Below are 21660 nucleotides of genomic sequence, written 5' to 3'. Positions count from 1 at the left end.
TTTATTGTAATTAATATTTGAATGGTTTATTTAAATCATTACAATCAAGGTAATATTTAATTGAAAATAATATTGAGGATGAAATGAAATATTTTCCAATAATTTTAGTTCTATTTTTCTTAGCCGCGGTTTATTTTATTTCTATTATTTAATTATCTAATAAAGACTCTCTTATTTAGATGTTTTATTTTTAGTTATAAATATAAAAATAGCCCATTATGGGCTATTTTTATTGGTTAGCTAACGTAGAAAACTATTGGCGATAATTTTCTAAAAAGCGACCAAATTTGTTTATTGCCATTTCTAAATCATCAGCATAAGGCAAGGTAACGATACGGAAATGATCTGGGTGTGGCCAGTTAAATGCAGTTCCTTGCACTAACAGTACTTTCTCTTGTAGTAGCAGGTCGAGGATCATTTTTTGGTCATCGTGAATATTGAAACGCTTAATATCAATTTTCGGGAACATATAGAGTGCGCCTTGTGGTTTAACACAAGAGACTCCTGGAATTTGATTAATCAGTTCCCATGCTCGGTTACGCTGCTCATACAATCGACCACCTGGTTGGATAAATTCACTGATACTCTGGTAACCCCCCAATGCTGTTTGGATTGCATGTTGCATTGGAACGTTAGCGCATAAACGCATTGATGCCAGCATTTCTAACCCTTCAATATAACCTTTAGCATGCTTCTTCGGACCATTTAAGACCATCCAACCTTGGCGAAAGCCTGCAACACGATAGGTTTTTGATAGGCCGTTAAATGTGACCGTCAATAAATCTGGGGCTAATGCGGCGATTGAATGATGCTGTGCATCGTCATATAAAATTTTGTCGTAAATTTCATCGGCAAAAATAATCAGGCTATGCTGACGGGCAATCTCGACGATTTCCATCAATAACTCTTTACTGTACACCGCTCCCGTTGGGTTGTTTGGGTTGATGATGACAATACCACGTGTACGTGGGCTGATTTTTTTACGAATATCGTCAAGATCAGGCATCCAACCTTGCTGCTCATCACACATATAGTGAACCGCATTCCCACCTGACAGGGACACTGCTGCTGTCCATAATGGATAGTCTGGTGCTGGAACCAGCATTTCATCGCCATTATTTAATAACGCTTGCATCGCTTGTACGATTAATTCAGATACCCCATTTCCGATATAAACATCTTCAACCGTCATATCATGGATATCACGGGCTTGGTAATGTTGGACAATGGCTTTACGTGCAGAATATAAGCCTTTTGAGTCGCAGTAACCTTGAGAGCTTGGCAAATTACGTAGAACATCAACGAGGATTTCATCTGGGGCTTCAAAGCCAAACGGTGCCGGGTTACCAATATTCAGTTTGAGAACTTTGTTTCCTTCTTCTTCTAAGCGTTTAGCTTCTTTTAAAACTGGCCCACGAATGTCATAGCAGACATTATCGAGCTTATTGGATTTTGTTATGTTATTCATGATTCTCTCATTACCCTAGCGGGCTAACTGTATGATAGGGATGTTCCGGCATTATTACCTTACTCTACTCCTCCCTCGGAAGCTTTTGAAGATGCTAGATAATTTTTGGTGTAAAAGGTTGGTTTAGACATAAATGAGTTATATGCTATCTTAAAATATAAAATAAGTTAGATAAAGGTTTTGGTTTTTAATATTAAGTTGGAATTTAATTCTGTCAATTGACGTTGTTTTGGAGTTAGGGGGCCGGAAATACAACTAAATGACAAACATCGCAAAATTGTATCGCCTTGTAACATAGGATCTTAAATCATGAATCTAGAAATAAATTTAACCATTGATTGAGGCTTTTAGATTGGTTTTTAGCTTTTTTTGTTAGCGATATTGATTGTTTTAATGAGAATATTCTTAATGAAAATAGTATTTTAATATTTAGAGTATTGATAATTAATAAAATTGTTATTTTACATCATATGTTACACAAAGTGCTTACATTAAAATAATTGCAACTACATTAAATATGCTACTATTTAGCCTTACTCAACAGACGGGTGATAATTTAGTTCCTTAACTAAAAATGCATAATTAACGTTAGTGAGTAAAAATTGATTTATTTAATTATCATAGAGATATAGATAATTTTAGTATTACCAGAGTTGTGACCAGCAGATCTAAGGATTAGAGATGCTGAAATTAAGTTTTCTATAAAACTCGCTGATTCTCACGGAGGAGAGCAGAAACACCAGGTACCATAAAATTATATAAGAGAATGAACGATGATAAATTCAAATCGTCCCATAATGAATCTAGATCTTGATTTACTACGTACATTTGTCGCAGTGGCGGATCTAAATACCTTTGCTGCAGCCGCAGCGGCTGTATGTAGAACCCAATCTGCGGTTAGTCAGCAAATGCAACGTTTAGAGCAATTAGTCGGTCGCGAGTTATTTGCGCGCCATGGTCGTAATAAATTACTCACGGCTCATGGTTTGCAACTACTTGGTTATGCGCGTCAAATCTTGCGTGCAAACGATGATGCGACTGCCTCTTTAACCTATAACGACGCAGACGGTGAGCTAAGAATCGGTGCATCTGATGATACAGTTGATATCTTACTGCCATTTTTGCTTAATCGTATCGCCTCCGTGTATCCACGTATTGCGGTAGAAGTCCGCATTAAACGCGCCCAATACATTGAGTCCATGTTGGACAACCATGAAATCGATTTAGCACTAACAACCACGCGTATTACTCATCACCCTAAAACAGCATTAAGAACTGTGCCTGTTTTATGGCATAGCGCACCCGATTTCCAGTTGCGCCGTAATGAGCCAATCCCATTAGTGGTGATGGATGAGACAAACCCGTACCGTAAATTATGTACTCAAGCATTAGATGAAGCAGGGTTAGCATGGCATGTGGCGTATGAAGCAGCCTCATTACCGGCTGTTCGTGCGGCAGTGAATGCAGAAGTTGGTGTCACGGCTCGCCCAATGGAAATGCAAAATGCAGATTTACGCATTTTAAGTGAGGCGGATGGTTTACCTCGTCTTCCAGATATTCAGTATTGGTTATACAAAAATGCGGATGAACAAAAAGATTTCGTTTTAACCGTATTTAATGCGATTGAAAATAAAAAAATCCCTTACGCGGTAGCTCCAGCAGCAGAACCAACTGAGAGTAATGACCAATAAACTTAACTAAGCCTACCGATAAAATAGGTTTTTTATCAGTGGTAGGTGCAAGTAAGCATAAAAATATCATCCGGCTGAGTCCAGTTAATTCTGACTCAGCCGTTTTTATTTATCATTCTAGGTGTTGGCATTTTTTCTCCTTCTTATTATCTTTTTCATTCACGTGACCATACTGAATTTTAGCGAGAGTTTCTCAATGATAATTCCCCTTACTAACCAAAAGGTTTAACGGAAGTGACATCATTTTTTAATGGAAAATATTTAACTTAAAACCTTGTGTATATGAAAGTGAACAATGTTTCTTTCTATTCGGTGATAAAATACACGGAATGCCCACTTAATAAGTATGGATTAACGCGTAAGAGCATGAAATAATTGTGATGTAGATGGCATAACACGAATTTCGTTAGTTAGTTAATGATTTGTTATGCTGTTAACAATATTTTTTTACTAAATTGATAAAATAGCGTTGAGTAGTCAGTGAGTTAGTTAGGTATTTGAATAAAAAATCGTTACAGATGCTTAAATTAAATTCGCTTACCATGTAAACAAATTGAGTATATTTTCAATAAATCTGTGCGTTAGATCAAATAAAAAGCACATTTTTTCATCTGTTAAGACAGGTTTTTCCTGAGATAATAGTGTAGTAAAAACGAATAATCAGTTAGACTAGTCAGCGTGTTTATTTGTGTATAGTCAAACTGACACGTTTTAGCAGACAATGAGTACTTTCTGTTATTCTAATGTTTTTTGTATGTAAAATGTTTGTAATAAATACGGGTCATTTTGTCTCATTTGAGCAAAATAACATGTAGTGAGAGAGGACAAACCAAACGCCAGTCTACTGGACTGATTTTAGTTTGGTGATCTTTTAGTTTGAAGATCAATGTTGGTCTTTCTTCTCTATTAACTGGGCAATTGTGGTGCAATGCTGCCGTGTTGTAAAAAAGAGCAGTGACGCACCATAAGTAATGAGTAAGCAACGAGTATGTCTACATCAATCCTAGAGTTAGCCCATAACTGGGGCTTTGCTATATTCTTTATCGGCGCTATTGGTCTTTGCGCTTTCATGTTGACCGCAGGTCATTTCTTGGGTAGCCGCGCCAAAGCCAGAGCCAAACACGTTCCCTATGAGTCAGGTATTGACTCTGTCGGTAGTGCTCGTCTTCGTATGTCCGCCAAGTTCTACTTGGTTGCGATGTTTTTCGTCATCTTCGATGTTGAAGCTATGTTCCTATTCGCATGGTCTGTTGCCATTCGTGAAGCTGGATGGGTTGGTTTCATCGAAGCCGCTATTTTTATCTTTGTATTGTTGGCGGGATTATTTTATCTGGTTCGCGTTGGTGCATTGGATTGGACTCCAGTCCGTTCACGTCGAGCAGTTAAAGGTCCTAGTAAAGTTATTAAAATCAGCAATCGTCATCCGCAGTAAAAAGCGAGGCATTATACAATGGATTATACGCTCACCCGCATAGATCCGAACGGTGAGAACGACCGTTACCCACTGCAAACTCAGGAAATCGTGACTGATCCCCTAGAGCAGCAAGTTGAAAACAGTGTTTACATGGGCAAACTTTCTCATGCACTTCACGATGTGGTCAACTGGGGACGCAAAAACTCCCTATGGCCCTATAACTTTGGTCTTTCATGTTGCTATGTAGAAATGGTGACATCGTTCACGTCTGTTCATGACGTAGCCCGCTTTGGTGCGGAAGTACTGCGTGCTTCACCTCGTCAAGCCGACTTTATGGTTGTTGCAGGAACCTGTTTCACCAAAATGGCACCTGTTATCCAGCGTCTTTATGACCAAATGCTAGAACCGAAATGGGTTATCTCCATGGGGTCATGTGCTAACTCTGGTGGTATGTACGATATCTATTCTGTTGTACAAGGTGTCGATAAATTTATTCCCGTGGATGTGTACATTCCAGGCTGCCCACCACGCCCTGAAGCCTATATGCAGGCTCTCCTTCTGTTACAAGAATCCATCGGCAAAGAGCGTCGTCCACTCTCTTGGGTCGTGGGTGATCAGGGTGTTTATCGTGCAAATATGCAGTCAGAAAGAGAAAGAAAACACGGTGAACGTATCGCAGTAACTAATCTGCGAACCCCAGACGAAATTTAAGGCTTTAAGCCATTCAGCGTAACAGAGCAATGTTGTTGCGAAATAATAAACCTGATCAAGCGTTATGGTGAAGAATGATGACAGATCAGAGAGCGCAAGCGAGTAGTACCCAGCCAGAATGGCAGACGCAGGATCACATTAATGACCCTGTGCTTCTGGAACTGCGCAATCAATTTGGCCCGGATGCCTTTTCTGTTCAAGCAACCCGTACTGGCATGCCAGTTATTTGGGTGCGTCGTGAGCAGCTGCTGGAAGTTGTAGATTTCTTAAAGAAACTACCAAAACCTTATGTGATGTTGTTCGATTTACACGGGGTCGATGAACGCCAACGTATTCATCGCCAAGGTCTGCCAGAAGCCGACTTTAGTGTGTTCTACCATCTCATTTCTATTGACCGAAACCGCGATATCATGCTGAAAGTTGCTCTCAATGAGAACGACTTAAATGTACCATCGATAGTTTCTTTATTCCCAAATGCTAACTGGCATGAACGCGAAGTCTGGGACATGTTCGGTATCACCTTCCAAGGTCATCCGAATCTGCGCCGTCTTCTCATGTCACCAAATTGGGAAGGTCATCCGCTGCGTAAAGATTACCCAGCACGCGCTACCGAATTTGACCCGTTTGTGCTGACGAAGCAGAAGCAGGATCTGGAAATGGAAGCGTTGACTTTCAAACCAGAAGAGTGGGGCATGTCACGAGGGAATGAAAACGAAGATTTCATGTTCCTGAACTTGGGTCCAAACCATCCATCTTCCCACGGTGCATTCCGCATCGTGTTGCAGCTCGATGGTGAAGAAATTATCAACTGCGTTCCTGATATTGGTTACCACCATCGTGGTGCTGAAAAAATGGGTGAACGTCAGTCATGGCATAGTTTTATTCCTTACACTGACCGTATCGAGTATCTCGGTGGTTGTGTGAACGAAATGCCTTATATCCTAGCTGTTGAAAAACTGGCGGGTATTGAAGTGCCTGATCGCGTGAAAACCATCCGCGTGATGATGTCTGAACTATTCCGTATCAATAGTCACCTTTTGTACATCAGTACCTATATTCAAGACGTTGGTGCGATGACGCCGGTGTTCTTTGCATTTACTGATAGACAAAAAGTGTACAACGTCGTCGAAGCGATCACCGGTTTCCGTATGCACCCAGCTTGGTTCCGCATCGGTGGTGTTGCTCATGACCTCCCTCGTGGTTGGGATAAATTGCTGCGTGAATTATTAGATTGGTTACCTAAACGCTTAGAGTCCTATGTGACGTCAGCGTTGAAAAACTCCATCTTAAAAGGTCGTTCTATTGGAGTGGCTTCATACACCAAAGAAGAAGCATTAGCTTGGGGTGTAACGGGGGCTGGTCTACGTGCAACGGGTGTTGATTTTGACGTACGTAAAGCGCGTCCTTATTCAGGTTATGAAAACTTTGAGTTCGATATCCCAATTGCCCATAACGGTGACTGTTATGACCGTGTGATGATCAAAGTGGAAGAGATGCGTCAGAGTATCCGTATTCTTGAGCAATGCTTGAAGAATATGCCAGAAGGTCCATTTAAAGCGGATCATCCACTGACCACGCCGCCACCAAAAGAGCGGACATTGCAGCATATCGAAACCCTGATCAACCACTTCTTGCAAGTGTCTTGGGGACCAGTAATGCCAGCAAATGAATCATTCCAGATGGTTGAAGCAACTAAAGGAATCAACAGCTACTACTTAACGAGTGATGGCAGCACAATGAGCTACCGTACCCGTATTCGCACCCCGAGTTATGAGCATTTACAGCAAATTCCGGCGGTGATTAGAGGCAGCTTGGTTTCTGACTTGATTGTCTATCTGGGTAGTATTGATTTTGTAATGTCGGATGTGGATCGCTAACCATGCATAATGAACATGATAACAACAGTCAACTCAATGTGGTTAATGTCTTTGAACCGCAATTGAATCACGGCTTTATCCTAACAGATGAAGAGCGTGCTGAAATTGAAGGTGAAAAACACCACTATGAGGATGCACGCGCAGCGTCAATTGAAGCGCTGAAAATTGTGCAAAAAAACCGTGGCTGGGTAGAAGATGGCGCTATTCACGCTATCGCTGAAGTTTTAGGGATCCCTGCAAGTGATGTCGAAGGGGTCGCAACATTCTATAGCCAAATTTTCCGTCAACCGGTTGGTCGTCATATTATTCGCTATTGTGACAGTGTTGTTTGCCACATTACGGGCTACCAAGGCTTAGAAGCTGAAATTATTAAACAGCTGAATATTCGCCCAGGTCAAACAACAGAAGATGGTCGTTTTACGCTACTGCCAACCTGTTGCTTAGGCAACTGTGATAAAGGTCCATCGATGATGATCGATGAAGACACTCACACACATGTACAGCCTGAAAATATTCAAAAGCTACTGGAGCAGTATCCATGACAAACTCCTCCGTTAAACCCGTGATCCGAACTGCTGAAACACATCCGCTAACATGGCGTTTGCGTGATGACGGTCAACCTGTATGGTTGGATGAGTATCGCAGCAAAAACGGATACAAAGGTGTTGAACGTGCATTAAAAGGCATGGCGCCAGATGAAGTAGTCAACCTTGTTAAAGATGCTGGACTGAAAGGTCGCGGTGGTGCAGGGTTCTCTACGGGTCTGAAATGGAGCCTGATGCCAAAAGACGAAAACATGAAACTGCGTTACTTCTTATGTAATGCGGATGAAATGGAACCGGGCACATATAAAGACCGTTTACTGATGGAAGAGCTGCCTCACTTATTAGTTGAAGGTATGATTATCGGCGCTTATGCATTAAAAGCTTACCGTGGTTATATTTTCCTACGTGGTGAATACATTGAGGCCGCAAAGCATTTACGTCGCGCCATTGAAGAAGCGAAAGCAGCAGGTCTATTAGGTAAAAACATTCTCGGTTCAGGTTTCGATTTTGAACTGTTTGTCCATACCGGTGCGGGTCGCTATATCTGTGGTGAAGAAACAGCCCTGATTAACTCCCTTGAAGGTCGTCGCGCGAATCCACGCTCTAAGCCGCCATTCCCTGCAACATCAGGAGCATGGGGTAAACCAACTTGCGTTAATAACGTCGAAACTATCTGTAACGTGCCTGCGATTTTAGAGCACGGAGATCAGTGGTATATCGATTTAAGCGCCGGTAAGAGCAAAGATGCCGGTACTAAGCTAATGGGCTTCTCTGGCCGCGTTAAAAACCCAGGTTTATGGGAGCTGCCATTCGGTACGACTGCCCGTGAAGTTTTAGAGGATTACGCTGGAGGTATGCGTGATGGACTGAAACTTAAAGCATGGCAACCGGGAGGCGCGGGTACTGATTTCCTGACCAATGACCACCTTGATTTACCAATGGATTTCGAAAATATTGCAAAAGCAGGTAGCCGTCTAGGGACTGCACTGGCGATGGCAGTGGATAACGAAATCAATATGGTGTCGTTAGTGCGCAACTTAGAAACATTTTTCGCACGCGAATCTTGCGGTTGGTGTACTCCGTGTCGTGATGGGTTGCCGTGGAGTGTGAAAATTTTACAGGCACTGGAAAAAGGCGAAGGACAAGAAGGGGATATTGAAACCCTAGAACAACTTTGTCGTTTCTTAGGTCCGGGTAAAACTTTCTGTGCTCATGCACCAGGTGCGGTTGAGCCACTGCAAAGTGCTATCAAATATTTCCGTAAAGAATTCGAAGCGGGTATCTCGAAAAAAGATCTGCGCAATATTGTGCAGATTGCAGGTATCCAGCCAAACCTGTTAAAGCAGCGTTGGTAAGCATTTAGCGATTGAGCAACCGCTAAACGAATTTTTGACGAAGAACGTATTTATGATTAACGCCTGCTAACGCGGGCCTTTGGGAAGCATGCTGACTATGGCTACGATATATGTAGACGGCAAAGAATATGACGTAAACGGGTCTGAAAACCTGTTACAAGCCTGCTTATCGCTGGGGCTAGATATTCCTTATTTTTGCTGGCATCCGGCGCTGGGAAGCGTTGGCGCTTGCCGCCAGTGTGCGGTGAAGCAGTATCAAAACGCGGATGACACTCGTGGTCGCCTCGTGATGTCTTGTATGACACCGGCAACGGAAGGAACTTACATCTCCATCGATGATGAAGAAGCCAAACAGTTCCGTGAAAGTGTTGTTGAATGGCTGATGACTAACCATCCACATGACTGCCCAGTCTGTGAAGAAGGTGGTAACTGCCACTTACAAGATATGACGGTGATGACCGGTCATACCATGCGTAAGTATCGTTTTACAAAACGTACACACATTAACCAAGACCTTGGACCGTTCATTAGTCATGAAATGAACCGTTGCATCGCGTGTTACCGCTGTGTTCGTTATTACAAAGATTATGCGGATGGCACAGACTTAGGTGTCTATGGCGCCCATAACTATGTGTACTTTGGCCGTACAGAAGACGGTACTCTGGAAAGCGAATTTTCTGGAAACCTCGTTGAAGTATGTCCAACAGGGGTATTCACTGATAAAACTCACTCAGAACGCTATAACCGTAAATGGGATATGCAATTTGCACCGGGTATCTGCCAGCAATGCAGTATCGGTTGTAACACCAGCCCAGGTGAACGTTATGGTGAACTACGTCGCATTGAAAACCGCTATAACGGTTCCGTAAACCACTATTTCCTGTGTGACCGTGGTCGCTTTGGTTATGGCTACGTCAACCGTAAAGATAGACCTCGCCAAGCACTGTTAAATAAAGAGGGTGTGCAGCAAGTTATTTCTGCGATTGAAGCGATGCAATGTGGTGCGCAAATTATCAATCAAGCGAAAAAAGTGATTGGTATCGGTTCACCTCGCGCCAGTATCGAAAGTAACTATGCATTACGAGCTTTAGTCGGTGCAGAAAACTTCTACTCTGGCATTTCTGCGGATGAGCAGCGTCGCTTAGGCTTGATGCAAAACATTCTGCAAAATGGCGGAATTTATACCCCGACATTGCGTGAAGTTGAAGGCTACGATGCGGTATTAGTACTGGGTGAAGATTTAACTCAGACAGGTGCCCGTATGGCGCTATCTGTTCGCCAAGCGGTGAAAGGTAAAGCTCGCGAAATGGCAGCAGCACAGAAAGTCGCTGACTGGCAAATTGCGGCAATCCAAAATATCGGCCAGCATGCGAAATATCCACTGTTTATTACGAATGTGGATGATACTCGCTTAGACGACGTGGCGGCATTTAACTACCGAGCACCAGTTGCTGACCAAGCTCGCTTAGGTTTTGCGATTGCCAATATGATCAATGGCGAAGCGCCAGCGGTAAATGATTTACCCGCAGGTCTGAAAGCAAAAGTGGAAACTATCGCTCAAGCATTAGCAAGTGCTAAGAAACCACTGATTATCAGCGGTAGCCACAGTGCGAGTGATGCAATGATTGAAGCCGCAGCTAACGTCGCATTCGCGCTGAAAGCGAAGGGATCCAACGTTGGTCTGTCTTATCTAGCATCCCACGCGAATAGCTTTGGTTTAGCCATGATGAGTGCTCAGCCGCTCGAGAATGCGTTTGCGCGTATTGAAGCTAATGAAGCGGATGTGGCGATTGTGATGGAAAATGATCTATACCGTCACAGCACTGTGAATGCAGTGAATAGCGCACTCAGCAAATTGAAACAGTTGATTGTGGCTGACCATCAACACACTGACATCATGGATAAAGCGACTTTAGTTCTGCCAGCAGCAAGTTTTGCTGAGGCGGATGGTACGCTGATTAACCAAGAAGGTCGTGCACAACGCTTCTTCCAGGTCTTTGACCCAACTTACTACGATAACAATATCGTGATGAACGAAAGCTGGCGCTGGATGCACTCTCTGCAAACTGAAGCTCAGCAGCGTGATGCGGACTGGTCTCAGTTAGACCATGTTATCGAAGAATGTGTCACTGCAATGCCACAATTTGCAGGCATCAAAAATACGGCACCAAAAGCCTCTTTCCGCATTCGTGGTCAGAAGTTAGCGCGTGAACCACATCGCTACAGTGGCCGTACATCGATGTTAGCGAATAAAACGGTGCATGAGCCACGCCAACCACAAGATATTGACTCGCCATTTGCGTTCTCAATGGAAGGGAATAACTCGCCAACTGCACCTCGTCAGCAAATTCCATTTGCATGGGCGCCGGGTTGGAACTCCCCACAAGCTTGGAATAAATTCCAAGCAGAAGTCGGTGGTCACTTGCTGTTTGGTGATCCAGGCGTGCGGTTATTCAACTCGACTGAAGGTAAATTAGCGTACTTTACTGGGATCCCAGCGGCTTACCAAGGCACTGAAGCTCAGTGGGTTGTTGCTCCGTATTACCATCTGTTTGGCAGTGATGAAACCTCGCAGCGTTCTGATGTGATCCAGCAGCGTATGCCTGAGCCTTACATCATGTTGAATGCACAAGATGCAGCAGCACTTGGTCTGAATGCTGGTGTGAAAGCTGAATTTAGTCATGCAGGACAAACATTGAGCCTGACCGTACGTATCAGTAATCACCTTGCAACAGGTCAAATCGGTTTACCACTAGGTATGCCGGGAATTGCACCAGTGATGGCTGGGGTGACTGTGAATAATCTGCGGAGGGGAGCATGATGGATTGGATTTCTCCAGCGGTGATGGAAGTGATAATTTCCATCCTCAAGTCTGTTGTTATCTTACTGGTTGTCGTGACCTGTGGGGCATACATGAGTTTGGGAGAGCGCCGAATTCTCGGTCTATTCCAGAATCGTTATGGTCCAAACCGAGTGGGTCCATTCGGGATGGGACAACTGATTGCCGACATGTTCAAAATGCTGTTTAAAGAGGACTGGATCCCTCAGTTCGCGGACAAGAAAATTTTTACTCTTGCACCGGTTATTGCATTTTGTTCACTGTTTTTGGCCTTTGCAATTGTTCCTGTCAGTCCGACATGGCACGTTGCTGACCTGAATATCGGCATTTTATTCTTCCTGATGATGGCTGGTTTAGCCGTGTATGCGGTTCTATTTGCGGGTTGGTCAAGTAACAACAAATACTCATTATTGGGTGCGATGCGTGCATCAGCTCAAACCGTTAGCTATGAAGTGTTCTTAGGTTTGTCATTAATGGGCGTCGTCGCGCAAGCAGGCTCATTTAATTTAATTGATATCGTGAACTCTCAAGCAGGCATGTGGAACGTGATTCCACAATTCTTTGGCTTCATTACCTTTGCGATAGCGGGTGTTGCGGTGTGTCACCGTCATCCATTTGACCAACCAGAAGCTGAACAAGAAATTGCCGATGGTTATCACGTTGAATATTCCGGTATGAAATTCGGTCTGTTTTTCGTGGGTGAGTATATCGGTATCGTGACGGTGTCTGCACTGATTGTGACGCTGTTCTTTGGTGGCTGGCATGGTCCGTTCTTGCCTGCATTCCTGTGGTTTGCGATTAAAACAGCATTCTTCATGATGATGTTCATCTTGATCCGTGCTTCTTTACCGCGTCCACGTTATGACCAAGTAATGTCTTTCGGTTGGAAAATTTGTCTGCCGCTGACACTGCTTAACCTGCTGGGTACCGCAGCAGTGATTTTATACAACGCTCAGTAAGGGGTGATTGAACCATGACATTAAAAGAGTTATTGGTCGGTTTCGCCACCCAAGTACGCAGTATTTGGATGGTGGGTCTACATGCGTTCGACAAACGAGAAACGCAAATGTACCCGGAAGAGCCAGTTTATCTGCCTCCTCGTTATCGTGGGCGTATCGTGCTAACGCGCGATCCTGACGGTGAAGAGCGTTGTGTTGCGTGTAACTTATGTGCGGTTGCTTGCCCAGTGGGCTGCATCTCGCTGCAAAAGGCTGAGCATGAAGACGGACGTTGGTACCCAGAGTTTTTCCGCGTTAACTTCTCTCGCTGTATTTTCTGTGGTCTGTGTGAAGAAGCTTGCCCAACAACGGCAATCCAATTAACCCCAGACTTTGAAATGGCAGATTGGCGACGTCAGGATCTGGTTTACGAGAAAAATGACCTACTAATTTCAGGTCCAGGTAAATATCCTGATTATAACTTTTACCGTAAATCGGGTATGGCGATTTCAGGTAAAGACAAAGGTGAAGCGGATAACGAAGCGAAACCGATTAACGTCAAAGACCTGTTGCCGTAAGGAGCGATATTCATGGAATTTACTTTTTATATCGCCGGTCTGGTTGCTGTTTTAGCAACTTTGAGGGTGATTACCAATACCAACCCAGTACATGCGTTGTTGTATCTGGTGGTTTCTTTGCTGGCACTGTCAATGGTGTTCTTCTCCCTCGGCGCATATTTCGCTGGGGCATTGGAGATTATCGTTTACGCAGGTGCCATTATGGTTCTGTTTGTTTTCGTGGTCATGATGCTTAACCTTGGTCGTTCAGTGCAAGAACAAGAGCGTGCATGGTTAACACCGAAAACGTGGATTGGTCCGTCATTATTATCTGCGGTTTTATTAGGGATTTTAGTGTATGGGATCACCAGCATTTCTCACCAAGAGAAAACGGAAGGCGTGATTATTACTGCAAAAGAAGTGGGTATCAGTTTATTTGGTCCTTACGTCTTAGCGGTTGAGCTAGCATCATTATTATTGCTTGCAGGCCTTGTGGTGGCATTCCATGTCGGTCGTGACCGTACAGAAAACAGTGCTGACCTTGTCAGCAACCGTAATGCGGAGGAGCAACAATGATACCTCTTCAACATGGTCTGATTTTAGCGGCAATTCTTTTTGTAATGGGACTTAGCTGTCTTGTTATTCGCCGTAACTTGCTTTTTATGCTGATCGGGCTAGAAATCATGGTGAACTCCACAGCATTAGCTTTTGTCGTTGCTGGGAGTTTTTGGGGGCAACCGGATGGCCAGATTATGTATATTCTGGCGATTACACTGGCTGCTGCGGAGGCGAGTATTGGATTGGCGTTGTTACTGCAACTCCATCGTCATCGTCAAAACCTGAACATTGATAAAGTCAGTGAGATGCGCGAATGAACCTACTCTATTTAACGATTCTGTTCCCGCTGTTAGGGTCTGTGCTTCTCGCATTTTCCCGCGGTCGTTGGTCAGAAAATGTTTCAGCGATTATTGGTGCGGGCTCAGTCGGCCTCGCCGCTCTAGTTGCATTTTATGCAGGCAATGAATTTCTAGCTCAACCCATTTTACCTAATGGTGGATATGAACCATATCCACAAGAGCTTTGGACGTGGATGTCCGTAGGTAATTTCACGATTCCATTTAGCCTCTCTCTTGATGGTCTTTCGCTGACCATGTTAGGTGTGGTAACGGGTGTGGGCTTCCTTATTCATGTATATGCTTCTTGGTATATGCGTGGTGAGGAAGGTTACTCACGTTTCTTCGCTTACACTAACCTGTTTATTGCGAGCATGGTGGTATTAGTGCTGGCAGATAACATGATGCTGATGTATCTCGGTTGGGAAGGGGTAGGGCTGTGCAGTTATCTGTTAATTGGTTTCTATTATACCAATCCAGATAACGGCAAAGCGGCGATGAAAGCCTTTTTCGTCACCCGTATTGGTGATGTGTTCTTAGCTATCGGTATGTTCATCCTGTACAACGAACTGGGAACATTAAACTTTAGCGAAATGGCGCAACGTGCGGCACAGCTATCTCCAGAAGGCTTATCAATGCTGAACTGGGCAACGCTGATGTTATTAGGTGGTGCGGTAGGTAAATCTGCTCAGTTACCATTACAAACATGGTTAGCCGATGCGATGGCGGGTCCAACGCCAGTTTCAGCACTGATCCACGCCGCAACCATGGTGACCGCAGGTGTTTACTTAATCGCGCGTACCCATGGTCTATTCCTATTAACCCCTGAAATTTTACATTTAGTTGGGGTTGTTGGTGCGGCGACTTTACTGTTTGCAGGTTGTGCAGCATTAGTACAAACGGATATCAAGCGTGTTCTTGCTTACTCAACCATGAGCCAGATTGGTTATATGTTCTTGGCACTTGGCGTCCAAGCATGGGATGCAGCAATTTTCCATCTGATGACTCACGCATTCTTTAAAGCGTTACTGTTCCTGTCCGCAGGTTCCGTAATCCTTGCATGTCACCACGAGCAAAACATCTTCAAGATGGGTGGGTTGCGTAAGCAAATTCCATTCGTTTATGGGGTGATGTTAATCGGCGGTAGTGCCTTGGCTGCGTTGCCACTGTTTACCTCTGGTTTCTACAGTAAAGATGCCATCTTGTGGGGTGCGAAACTGGATGGACAAACTGTGCTGTTATGGGCAGGTATTATCGGTGCATTGATGACCGCAATTTATACCTTCCGTATGATTTTCATCGTGTTCCACGGTGAAGCAAAAATCAAAGCGCATAAAGTTAAAGGCATCACTCACACAGTACCACTGGCAATCTTGGCAGTCCTAGCGACGTTCGTGGGAGCCATGATCCACCAGCCATTAGAGGGAGTATTCCCTGTAAAACCAATTGAAGCGGAAGATGGCAAAGTGCTTATCGAAGTGATCTCGGGTGGTTTTGCCGTCGCAGGCTTGTTAATTGCGATATTCCTCTATCTGTTTAGACGCTCTATCGTTGACGGGATCGCTAAAACAGCAATTGGTCGTTTCTTCTCTACGTGGTGGTATCACGCATGGGGCTTTGACTGGCTGTATGACGTTATCTTTGTAAAACCTTTTAAAGGTGTTGCATGGTTGCTCGAAAGCGATCCGATAAACTCACTGATGAATATTCCTGCCCACCTTTCACGTTGGGTGAACAAAGGACTTGCAGTGAGTGAAAACGGTCAGATCCGTTGGTATATTGCCTCTCTGGGGCTGGGTGCAGTGCTAATTCTTGCTCTGCTGCTTTTGGTTTAATAAAGGGACACATTGCGCCATGCTACTACCTTGGCTAATACTTATTCCCTTCATCGGTGGCTTGCTAAGCTGGCAGGCCGATCGATTTAATCACCGCGCACCTCGCTGGATTGCGCTGGGGACGATGGGAACAACGCTGATCCTTGCTGTGCTATTATGGCTGCAAGGAGATTATTCACTGGTAAACCCTCAGGGTATTCCACAATGGCAGGATGTTTATTTTCGTGAGTGGATCCCTGCGCTGGGTATCAATTTTTCATTAGCAGTTGATGGTTTATCTCTACTGATGGTTGTGCTGACTGCGATTATGGGTGCTTTTTCTATACTCAGTTCGTGGAGTGAAAAACAGCAAAATCAAGGTGCTTATCACTTTAACCTGTTATGGATTATTGCAGGTGTGATGGGGATCTTTACTGCGGTAGACTTATTCCTATTCTTCTTCTTCTGGGAAATGATGTTGATCCCTATGTACTTCCTGATTGCGAATTGGGGACACAAAGGGACTGAAAATCGTCAACATATCAACGCTGCGACTAAGTTCTTTATTTATACTCAGGTCAGCGGTTTGATTATGTTAGTGGCGATTATTGGCTTAGTGCTAGTTCACTATAAAGAATCCGACGTATTCACTTTCGATTATAACCAGCTGCTTGGCACCGAAAGTGCGATGTCTGGCATTACTGGCTTTATGTTGATGCTAGGTTTCTTTATTGCTTTTGCGGTAAAAATGCCATTAGTGCCTTTCCATGGCTGGATGGCGGATACTCAAGAACAATCGCCAACGGCGGGTTCTGTGGATATTTCGGGTATCATGCTGAAAACAGCAGCGTATGGCCTCCTGCGTTTCACATTACCGCTATTCCCTGAAGCTTCTCTTGCATTTACACCGGTCGCTATGACTCTGGGCGTAATCAGTATCTTCTACGGTGCTTGGTTAGCGTTCAAACAGACGGATATTAAACGTTTAGCGGCTTACAGTAGCTTATCTCATATGGGATTTGTCACTGTCGCAATCTACGCAACTTCAGTATTGGCATACCAAGGTGCAGTCATTCAGATGATCACGAATGGTCTATCTGGTGCCGCGCTGATTATTATCAGTGGTCAGCTGTACGAACGCACTCAAACTCGTGATATGCGTATGATGGGTGGGTTATGGAAGCGGATTAAATGGTTACCGGGAATGTCCTTATTCTTTGCTGCTGCGACATTAGGTATGCCGGGAACAGGTAACTTTATCGGCGAATTTATGATCCTGTTTGGTAGCTTCAGCCAATTCACTTTAGTCACCTGTATTATGGTGTTTGGTGTGGTATTTGCCTCTATCTACGCATTGTGGATGATGCAGCAGACTTACTACGGAATGCCTAAATCGGAAACTGAACTGAAAGGGTTAACTGCCCGTGAGTTTGGTGTTTTACTAGTTCTGGCGGCTTTACTGGTTATTATTGGTTTCTTCCCTCAGCCTATCTTAGATACGTCTGCGGGCTCGATGGAAACGTTGTATAACCTGTATTCTGCTTCAATGACAACACAAGGGTAGTATTCGCCATGACAATACAACTTTCAGAATTGTTCGCAATATTGCCGCTCATCCTTGCTGGATTGAATGCGGTAGTTGTGATGCTGTCCATTGCGTGGCGACGCGACCATATAACAAGTGCCTCGCTGACAGTGTTTGGCTTTCTTATTACTGGGCTATCACTGATTTTGATCTATTTCGCCGCATCACCGGATGATGGTAACGCACTGTTACCTAGGTATGTGACGTCGTTATTGATAGTCGATGGTTTCGCGTTGTTCTACTCTGGATTAGTCTTGATTGCGGGTATCGGGACTGCGATCTTTGCTTACCACTGGTTAGAAGGCTTTGACGATAACAAAGAAGAGTTTTATCTGTTACTGGCGATTGCTGTGACGGGTGGAATTCTGCTTGCTATGTCGAACCATATGGCATCGATGTTTATTGGTATTGAATTAATTTCCCTGCCATTATTTGGATTAGTAGCCTATACCTTTGAACGTAGCCGTACTTTAGAAGCCGGTATTAAATATATGGTTCTCTCTGCGGCAGCGTCTTCATTCTTATTGTTCGGTATTGCATTACTGTACGCGGAATCAGGTAGTTTAACGTTCTCTGCGGTTGGCAAAAGTTTAGTGGAAAACAGTCTCCATGCTCCATTAATTCTGGTTGGTTTAGGGATGATGATTGTAGGCTTCGGCTTTAAATTATCGCTATTCCCATTCCAATTATGGACACCAGATGTTTACCAAGGTGCGCCAGCGCCAGTGGCAGGGTTCTTAGCAACCGGCAGTAAAATCGCTATTTTTGCGGTACTAGTGCGACTGTTCCTTGAATCACCGATCACACACAGTAATTCTTTGCCTCAAACAGATACGTTATCTACGGTCATTATTGTGATTGCAGTGGCTTCAATTCTGTTTGGTAACTTGTTAGCGCTGACTCAGAAAAGTGCTAAACGCCTATTAGGTTACTCATCAATTGCCCATATGGGGTATTTGTTAGTGACCTTAGTGGCGATGCGCGCAGATATTTATCTGGCACAAATGACGATGCTTATTTATTTAGCGGGTTACTTGTTTGCAAGCTTAGGTGCATTTGGTGTGGTTAGCGTTATTTCTAGCCCATACCGCGGTGATGACCAGGATGATTTCAGTGCATTCCGTGGCTTATTCTGGCACAAGCCAGTGCTTGCTATGGTCATGACGGTCATGATGTTATCCCTTGCCGGTATCCCAATCACAGTTGGCTTTATTGGTAAATTCTATGCGGTCATGTCGACGGTTTATGCAGAACTGTGGTGGTTAACGGGGGCTGTTGTTGTCGGTAGTGCGCTTGGTTTATTCTATTACCTGCGCTTTATGGCAAGCCTTTATAGCCGTGATACTGAACATGGGGATCGCTATACAGGACCAGAAAAAGCAACTGTTGGTACTGTTTTCGCTGCGATTTGTGCAATTGCGGTGATTGCATTTGGTGTATGGCCACAACCATTAATCGAACTAGCCTATACTGGAATGGCATTTTTAGGCTAAAAATTAGCTAAAAAAGAAGATGTCGAAAAGACCGGTTACCTCACAGTAACCGGTCTTTTTTTAATCAGGTAATTGTCGCTGATATTGGTATTCAACATCATTTAGATAGGTCATCAACATTTGGCTTGCCATGTTTATTTGGGCTAAATCTATCGTTTTTTCTAAAATTTTTTCGCCGATAAAATGGCACCAAGATTCCCAATATACTTTAAGCAATCCTACTTGTGTAATAATGGTTTGTTTATAAGTTTCTATTGCGGTGATGTCGCTTGAATATGCCATCAGTTGAGTCAATCTAAAAATATTATTATCAAGCGTATTTATTTCTTCTCGTAGTTCAATAATTTTATCACTCAGGTAGATTCTCACATCAACCAACTGGCTGAATTCTAATCCATCATCAACCATAGTAAGTAAATTCCTAATGTAGCTGATAGCCGCTTTCAATATATCTTTTTATTTGGTTGAATATCGATAGAGTCAATTAATTCTTTTCCTTGAAAATATTTATCAAAAAAATCAGTTATTTTATGTTTTAAAATAATATCTTCAGCAGCCATGATGACGGAAAGATTATTATTTAACTCATTCACTTTTAACTGTTTTCCATTTTTAGAATTTACCAAAGACTCTTTTTGTGATGTATATTGCGATAGCTTAAGCATATTAGGCTCATTGAGATGAAAAATGAGTAATGACTCAAGTGTATAACGTGTCTTTGAAATTAAGTTTTCCAATTCAGTTTTTACATCAATTAAATCATCAACAAATCCTGCTGTGATAATTTTTCTTTTTGAATCTAGGTATTCACTATCTGCTAACTCTGTATTCTGTATTTCATGAAGTTCATTTTGTAAAATATAATTGACTTTTATACGTAATATAGGGATGGAGTTACGGATTAATTCATTAATTTTTTCAGTTTTAATCACTATCTTTTGGAGCCTACTATAAATGATATGATCATAATTAATAATATTTTTATTGTATGAACTAATGTTGTTTGAGATACACCGTAATTGGTAAATATCAATGGAAGGTAATTTTGGTAAATTAAGGATATCATGCATATAAATACCTTTTTATTGAGAGATTTTGTCATTAATTTGCAGCTCATCAAATAATTTAATTAAATGAACTGAATAGTCTTGAATTGAAGACCAAGAGGTAATGATGCGTTTGAAATGGGTAATAAAACGAAGTAGTTTTTCTGCATTATTGATCTTAGAAAAAATATCAATGGACTGTTTGACCTCAGTGAGGATAACAAGCCACATATAGTCAAGATGATCGATGGCCAAACGAGCATCTTTAAATAGCCCTTCAATTTTTTGTAAATTAATCTGAATATCAAAAATAGTTTTTTGGAGTAGTTGTTCTTGATTTATTTTGGCATTGGTTTCCTCTATTTCTTTGATAATTAAATTTTTTCTATGACGTATAGCCTCCGCTTTTGAGCCAAAAATGCTACTAGTGATAAGTAACCCAATGATCCCTCCGGCTAAACCAGTAAAGCAAAGTTTTACATAATGGGAGTATTCCTGTTCAAGCTGAATTAATTCATTTTTCTTGAATTCAATAAGCTCTTTTAAGAAGGATTCAGCAGTCTCTGGATCATTTTTAGATTCTAATTGTTGGTAAAGCCCTTTAATATTAAATAATAGTGATTCAACATGACTATAATCAGATAAATATCCACCCGTGATATGGGCACGAAAATCAGAGACTGTATTTTTAATCTGGATAGTTTTGACAGATTGTTGCTTTATATCGCCTTTAATCAGTTGCAAGATACTGAGTAATTCAGTGGCAATTTGCTGGTCATCATTTTGATAGGTTATTTGTTTCAGTTCATGTTCTGATAAGTTGTCTAAGCTTTCAGATATCTTTTGGATAATAGGCATGTGATTGATATATTCAACTATTTGGTCGCCTGTTTGTATAATATTGCGGCTCGTTAATGATAAGTCAACGGACTGCTCTTTTACTTGTTTTTCTACATTGTCCCAAGTATTAGCATGGCTTCGAATATTAATAATCACATCCGCTAATTCAGTTGCTGGAAGTAATTCATCATTTTCATCATTAATTCCAAACCATTTTAATATATCTGACTCTTTCATCGGTAGCGTAAGCGCAAATTGAACATGCCTATGAATATTAATTAAATCATCAAGAGTAAAGATTCCTGCATCTCTAGCTGATAGGGAGTCCTGATTAGTTAATAAAGCTAATGTAGCATCACCAATATTTCCTTTTCAATGATTCTGTCATAATTAAATTGATTATTCATTATGGTTTTCCAATTAGTTTTGGTGGAAAGGAGGAGTATTTGTACTTGAAAGCTAATTATATTTTTTCATATAATGGTTTTTTACATTATCTATGAGATATTTCATTATTATCAATAATAATGAATGGTCACTTTCAATTTATCACTTCTTAACCTACTAGAAACTTAGAGCTTACGTTGATATTAA

General features: G+C 42.5%; 16 protein-coding genes and 1 pseudogene. 14 read left to right on the top strand and 3 right to left on the bottom strand.

Annotated features, from left to right (window positions below; all coding sequences use genetic code 11):
* Positions 1 to 253: 253 nt before the first annotated feature.
* On the bottom strand, positions 254 to 1468 hold the full coding sequence (locus EL244_RS11115; RefSeq protein ID WP_006815540.1) for a pyridoxal phosphate-dependent aminotransferase: 1215 nt from the start codon (positions 1466 to 1468) through the stop codon (positions 254 to 256).
* Positions 1469 to 2241: 773 nt separating this feature from the next.
* Here EL244_RS11115 and EL244_RS11110 point away from each other — a divergent pair.
* The 14 genes from EL244_RS11110 (at position 2242) to nuoN (ending at position 19180) form a co-directional block, all read left to right on the top strand.
* Entirely contained in the window at positions 2242 to 3159 is a 918-nt protein-coding gene (locus tag EL244_RS11110; protein WP_039855364.1) for a LysR family transcriptional regulator, read from the top strand.
* A gap of 988 nt (positions 3160 to 4147) precedes the next feature.
* A complete protein-coding gene (locus tag EL244_RS11105; RefSeq protein WP_006815537.1) occupies positions 4148 to 4591 on the top strand; it encodes an NADH-quinone oxidoreductase subunit A in 444 nt (147 codons plus the stop codon).
* A gap of 18 nt (positions 4592 to 4609) precedes the next feature.
* Positions 4610 to 5284, top strand: coding sequence for a NuoB/complex I 20 kDa subunit family protein (locus tag EL244_RS11100; protein WP_006815536.1), 675 nt, complete (start codon positions 4610 to 4612; stop codon positions 5282 to 5284).
* A 74-nt stretch (positions 5285 to 5358) separates the two neighbouring features.
* Complete coding sequence (nuoC, locus tag EL244_RS11095; protein WP_006815535.1) at positions 5359 to 7161, top strand: NADH-quinone oxidoreductase subunit C/D; 1803 nt, start codon at positions 5359 to 5361, stop codon at positions 7159 to 7161.
* Between the two features lie 2 nt (positions 7162 to 7163).
* The gene (gene nuoE / locus EL244_RS11090) at positions 7164 to 7703 is read left to right on the top strand and encodes an NADH-quinone oxidoreductase subunit NuoE (protein ID WP_006815534.1); all 540 of its coding nucleotides are present in this window, start codon (positions 7164 to 7166) and stop codon (positions 7701 to 7703) included.
* The gene (gene nuoF, locus EL244_RS11085; RefSeq protein WP_006815533.1) at positions 7700 to 9061 is read left to right on the top strand and encodes an NADH-quinone oxidoreductase subunit NuoF; all 1362 of its coding nucleotides are present in this window, start codon (positions 7700 to 7702) and stop codon (positions 9059 to 9061) included. Before nuoE ends, nuoF begins: the two co-directional genes overlap by 4 nt.
* Before the next feature lie 97 nt (positions 9062 to 9158).
* Complete coding sequence (gene nuoG, locus EL244_RS11080; protein WP_126460940.1) at positions 9159 to 11882, top strand: NADH-quinone oxidoreductase subunit NuoG; 2724 nt, start codon at positions 9159 to 9161, stop codon at positions 11880 to 11882.
* On the top strand, positions 11882 to 12859 hold the full coding sequence (nuoH, locus tag EL244_RS11075; RefSeq protein ID WP_039855361.1) for an NADH-quinone oxidoreductase subunit NuoH: 978 nt from the start codon (positions 11882 to 11884) through the stop codon (positions 12857 to 12859). The genes nuoG and nuoH overlap by 1 nt, the downstream gene beginning before the upstream one ends.
* 14 nt (positions 12860 to 12873) lie before the next feature.
* Positions 12874 to 13416: an NADH-quinone oxidoreductase subunit NuoI gene (nuoI, locus tag EL244_RS11070; protein WP_006815530.1), complete on the top strand. Its 543-nt coding sequence runs from the start codon at positions 12874 to 12876 to the stop codon at positions 13414 to 13416.
* A gap of 12 nt (positions 13417 to 13428) precedes the next feature.
* Positions 13429 to 13971: an NADH-quinone oxidoreductase subunit J gene (nuoJ, locus tag EL244_RS11065; RefSeq protein ID WP_006815529.1), complete on the top strand. Its 543-nt coding sequence runs from the start codon at positions 13429 to 13431 to the stop codon at positions 13969 to 13971.
* Positions 13968 to 14270 (top strand): NADH-quinone oxidoreductase subunit NuoK, encoded by a 303-nt coding sequence (gene nuoK, locus EL244_RS11060; protein ID WP_006815528.1) that lies wholly within the window; start codon positions 13968 to 13970, stop codon positions 14268 to 14270. The genes nuoJ and nuoK overlap by 4 nt, the downstream gene beginning before the upstream one ends.
* Entirely contained in the window at positions 14267 to 16123 is a 1857-nt protein-coding gene (nuoL, locus tag EL244_RS11055) for an NADH-quinone oxidoreductase subunit L (RefSeq protein ID WP_126460937.1), read from the top strand. The genes nuoK and nuoL overlap by 4 nt, the downstream gene beginning before the upstream one ends.
* Before the next feature lie 19 nt (positions 16124 to 16142).
* A complete protein-coding gene (nuoM, locus tag EL244_RS11050) occupies positions 16143 to 17666 on the top strand; it encodes an NADH-quinone oxidoreductase subunit M (RefSeq protein WP_006815526.1) in 1524 nt (507 codons plus the stop codon).
* A gap of 8 nt (positions 17667 to 17674) precedes the next feature.
* On the top strand, positions 17675 to 19180 hold the full coding sequence (gene nuoN / locus EL244_RS11045) for an NADH-quinone oxidoreductase subunit NuoN (protein ID WP_126460934.1): 1506 nt from the start codon (positions 17675 to 17677) through the stop codon (positions 19178 to 19180).
* A 60-nt stretch (positions 19181 to 19240) separates the two neighbouring features.
* On the opposite strand, the pseudogene EL244_RS11040 reads toward nuoN, so the two are convergent.
* Together EL244_RS11040 and EL244_RS11035 are read right to left on the bottom strand one after the other, a co-directional pair.
* A pseudogene (locus EL244_RS11040) lies at positions 19241 to 20250 on the bottom strand (alpha-xenorhabdolysin family binary toxin subunit B).
* Positions 20251 to 20262: 12 nt separating this feature from the next.
* The gene (locus EL244_RS11035; RefSeq protein WP_232004574.1) at positions 20263 to 21339 is read right to left on the bottom strand and encodes an alpha-xenorhabdolysin family binary toxin subunit A; all 1077 of its coding nucleotides are present in this window, start codon (positions 21337 to 21339) and stop codon (positions 20263 to 20265) included.
* Positions 21340 to 21660: the final 321 nt, after the last annotated feature.

This window comes from Providencia rustigianii, assembly GCF_900637755.1.
GTDB classification, from domain to species: Bacteria; Pseudomonadota; Gammaproteobacteria; order Enterobacterales; family Enterobacteriaceae; genus Providencia; species Providencia rustigianii.
Note: the sequence above shows the minus strand (reverse complement) of the source record. Positions and strands in the feature narration are given on the sequence as shown.

Excerpts from the sequence above, each read along its gene's own strand:
- EL244_RS11110 (WP_039855364.1), top strand. The coding sequence starts at position 2,242 with ATGATAAATTCAAATCGTCCCATAATGAATCTAGATCTTGATTTACTA.
- EL244_RS11115 (WP_006815540.1), bottom strand. The coding sequence starts at position 1,468 with ATGAATAACATAACAAAATCCAATAAGCTCGATAATGTCTGCTATGAC.
- nuoG (WP_126460940.1), top strand. The coding sequence starts at position 9,159 with ATGGCTACGATATATGTAGACGGCAAAGAATATGACGTAAACGGGTCT.
- nuoH (WP_039855361.1), top strand. The coding sequence starts at position 11,882 with ATGGATTGGATTTCTCCAGCGGTGATGGAAGTGATAATTTCCATCCTC.
- nuoL (WP_126460937.1), top strand. The coding sequence starts at position 14,267 with ATGAACCTACTCTATTTAACGATTCTGTTCCCGCTGTTAGGGTCTGTG.
- nuoI (WP_006815530.1), top strand. The coding sequence starts at position 12,874 with ATGACATTAAAAGAGTTATTGGTCGGTTTCGCCACCCAAGTACGCAGT.
- nuoC (WP_006815535.1), top strand. The coding sequence starts at position 5,359 with ATGATGACAGATCAGAGAGCGCAAGCGAGTAGTACCCAGCCAGAATGG.
- nuoK (WP_006815528.1), top strand. The coding sequence starts at position 13,968 with ATGATACCTCTTCAACATGGTCTGATTTTAGCGGCAATTCTTTTTGTA.
- nuoJ (WP_006815529.1), top strand. The coding sequence starts at position 13,429 with ATGGAATTTACTTTTTATATCGCCGGTCTGGTTGCTGTTTTAGCAACT.
- nuoF (WP_006815533.1), top strand. The coding sequence starts at position 7,700 with ATGACAAACTCCTCCGTTAAACCCGTGATCCGAACTGCTGAAACACAT.
- nuoM (WP_006815526.1), top strand. The coding sequence starts at position 16,143 with ATGCTACTACCTTGGCTAATACTTATTCCCTTCATCGGTGGCTTGCTA.
- nuoE (WP_006815534.1), top strand. The coding sequence starts at position 7,164 with ATGCATAATGAACATGATAACAACAGTCAACTCAATGTGGTTAATGTC.
- EL244_RS11100 (WP_006815536.1), top strand. The coding sequence starts at position 4,610 with ATGGATTATACGCTCACCCGCATAGATCCGAACGGTGAGAACGACCGT.
- nuoN (WP_126460934.1), top strand. The coding sequence starts at position 17,675 with ATGACAATACAACTTTCAGAATTGTTCGCAATATTGCCGCTCATCCTT.
- EL244_RS11105 (WP_006815537.1), top strand. The coding sequence starts at position 4,148 with ATGTCTACATCAATCCTAGAGTTAGCCCATAACTGGGGCTTTGCTATA.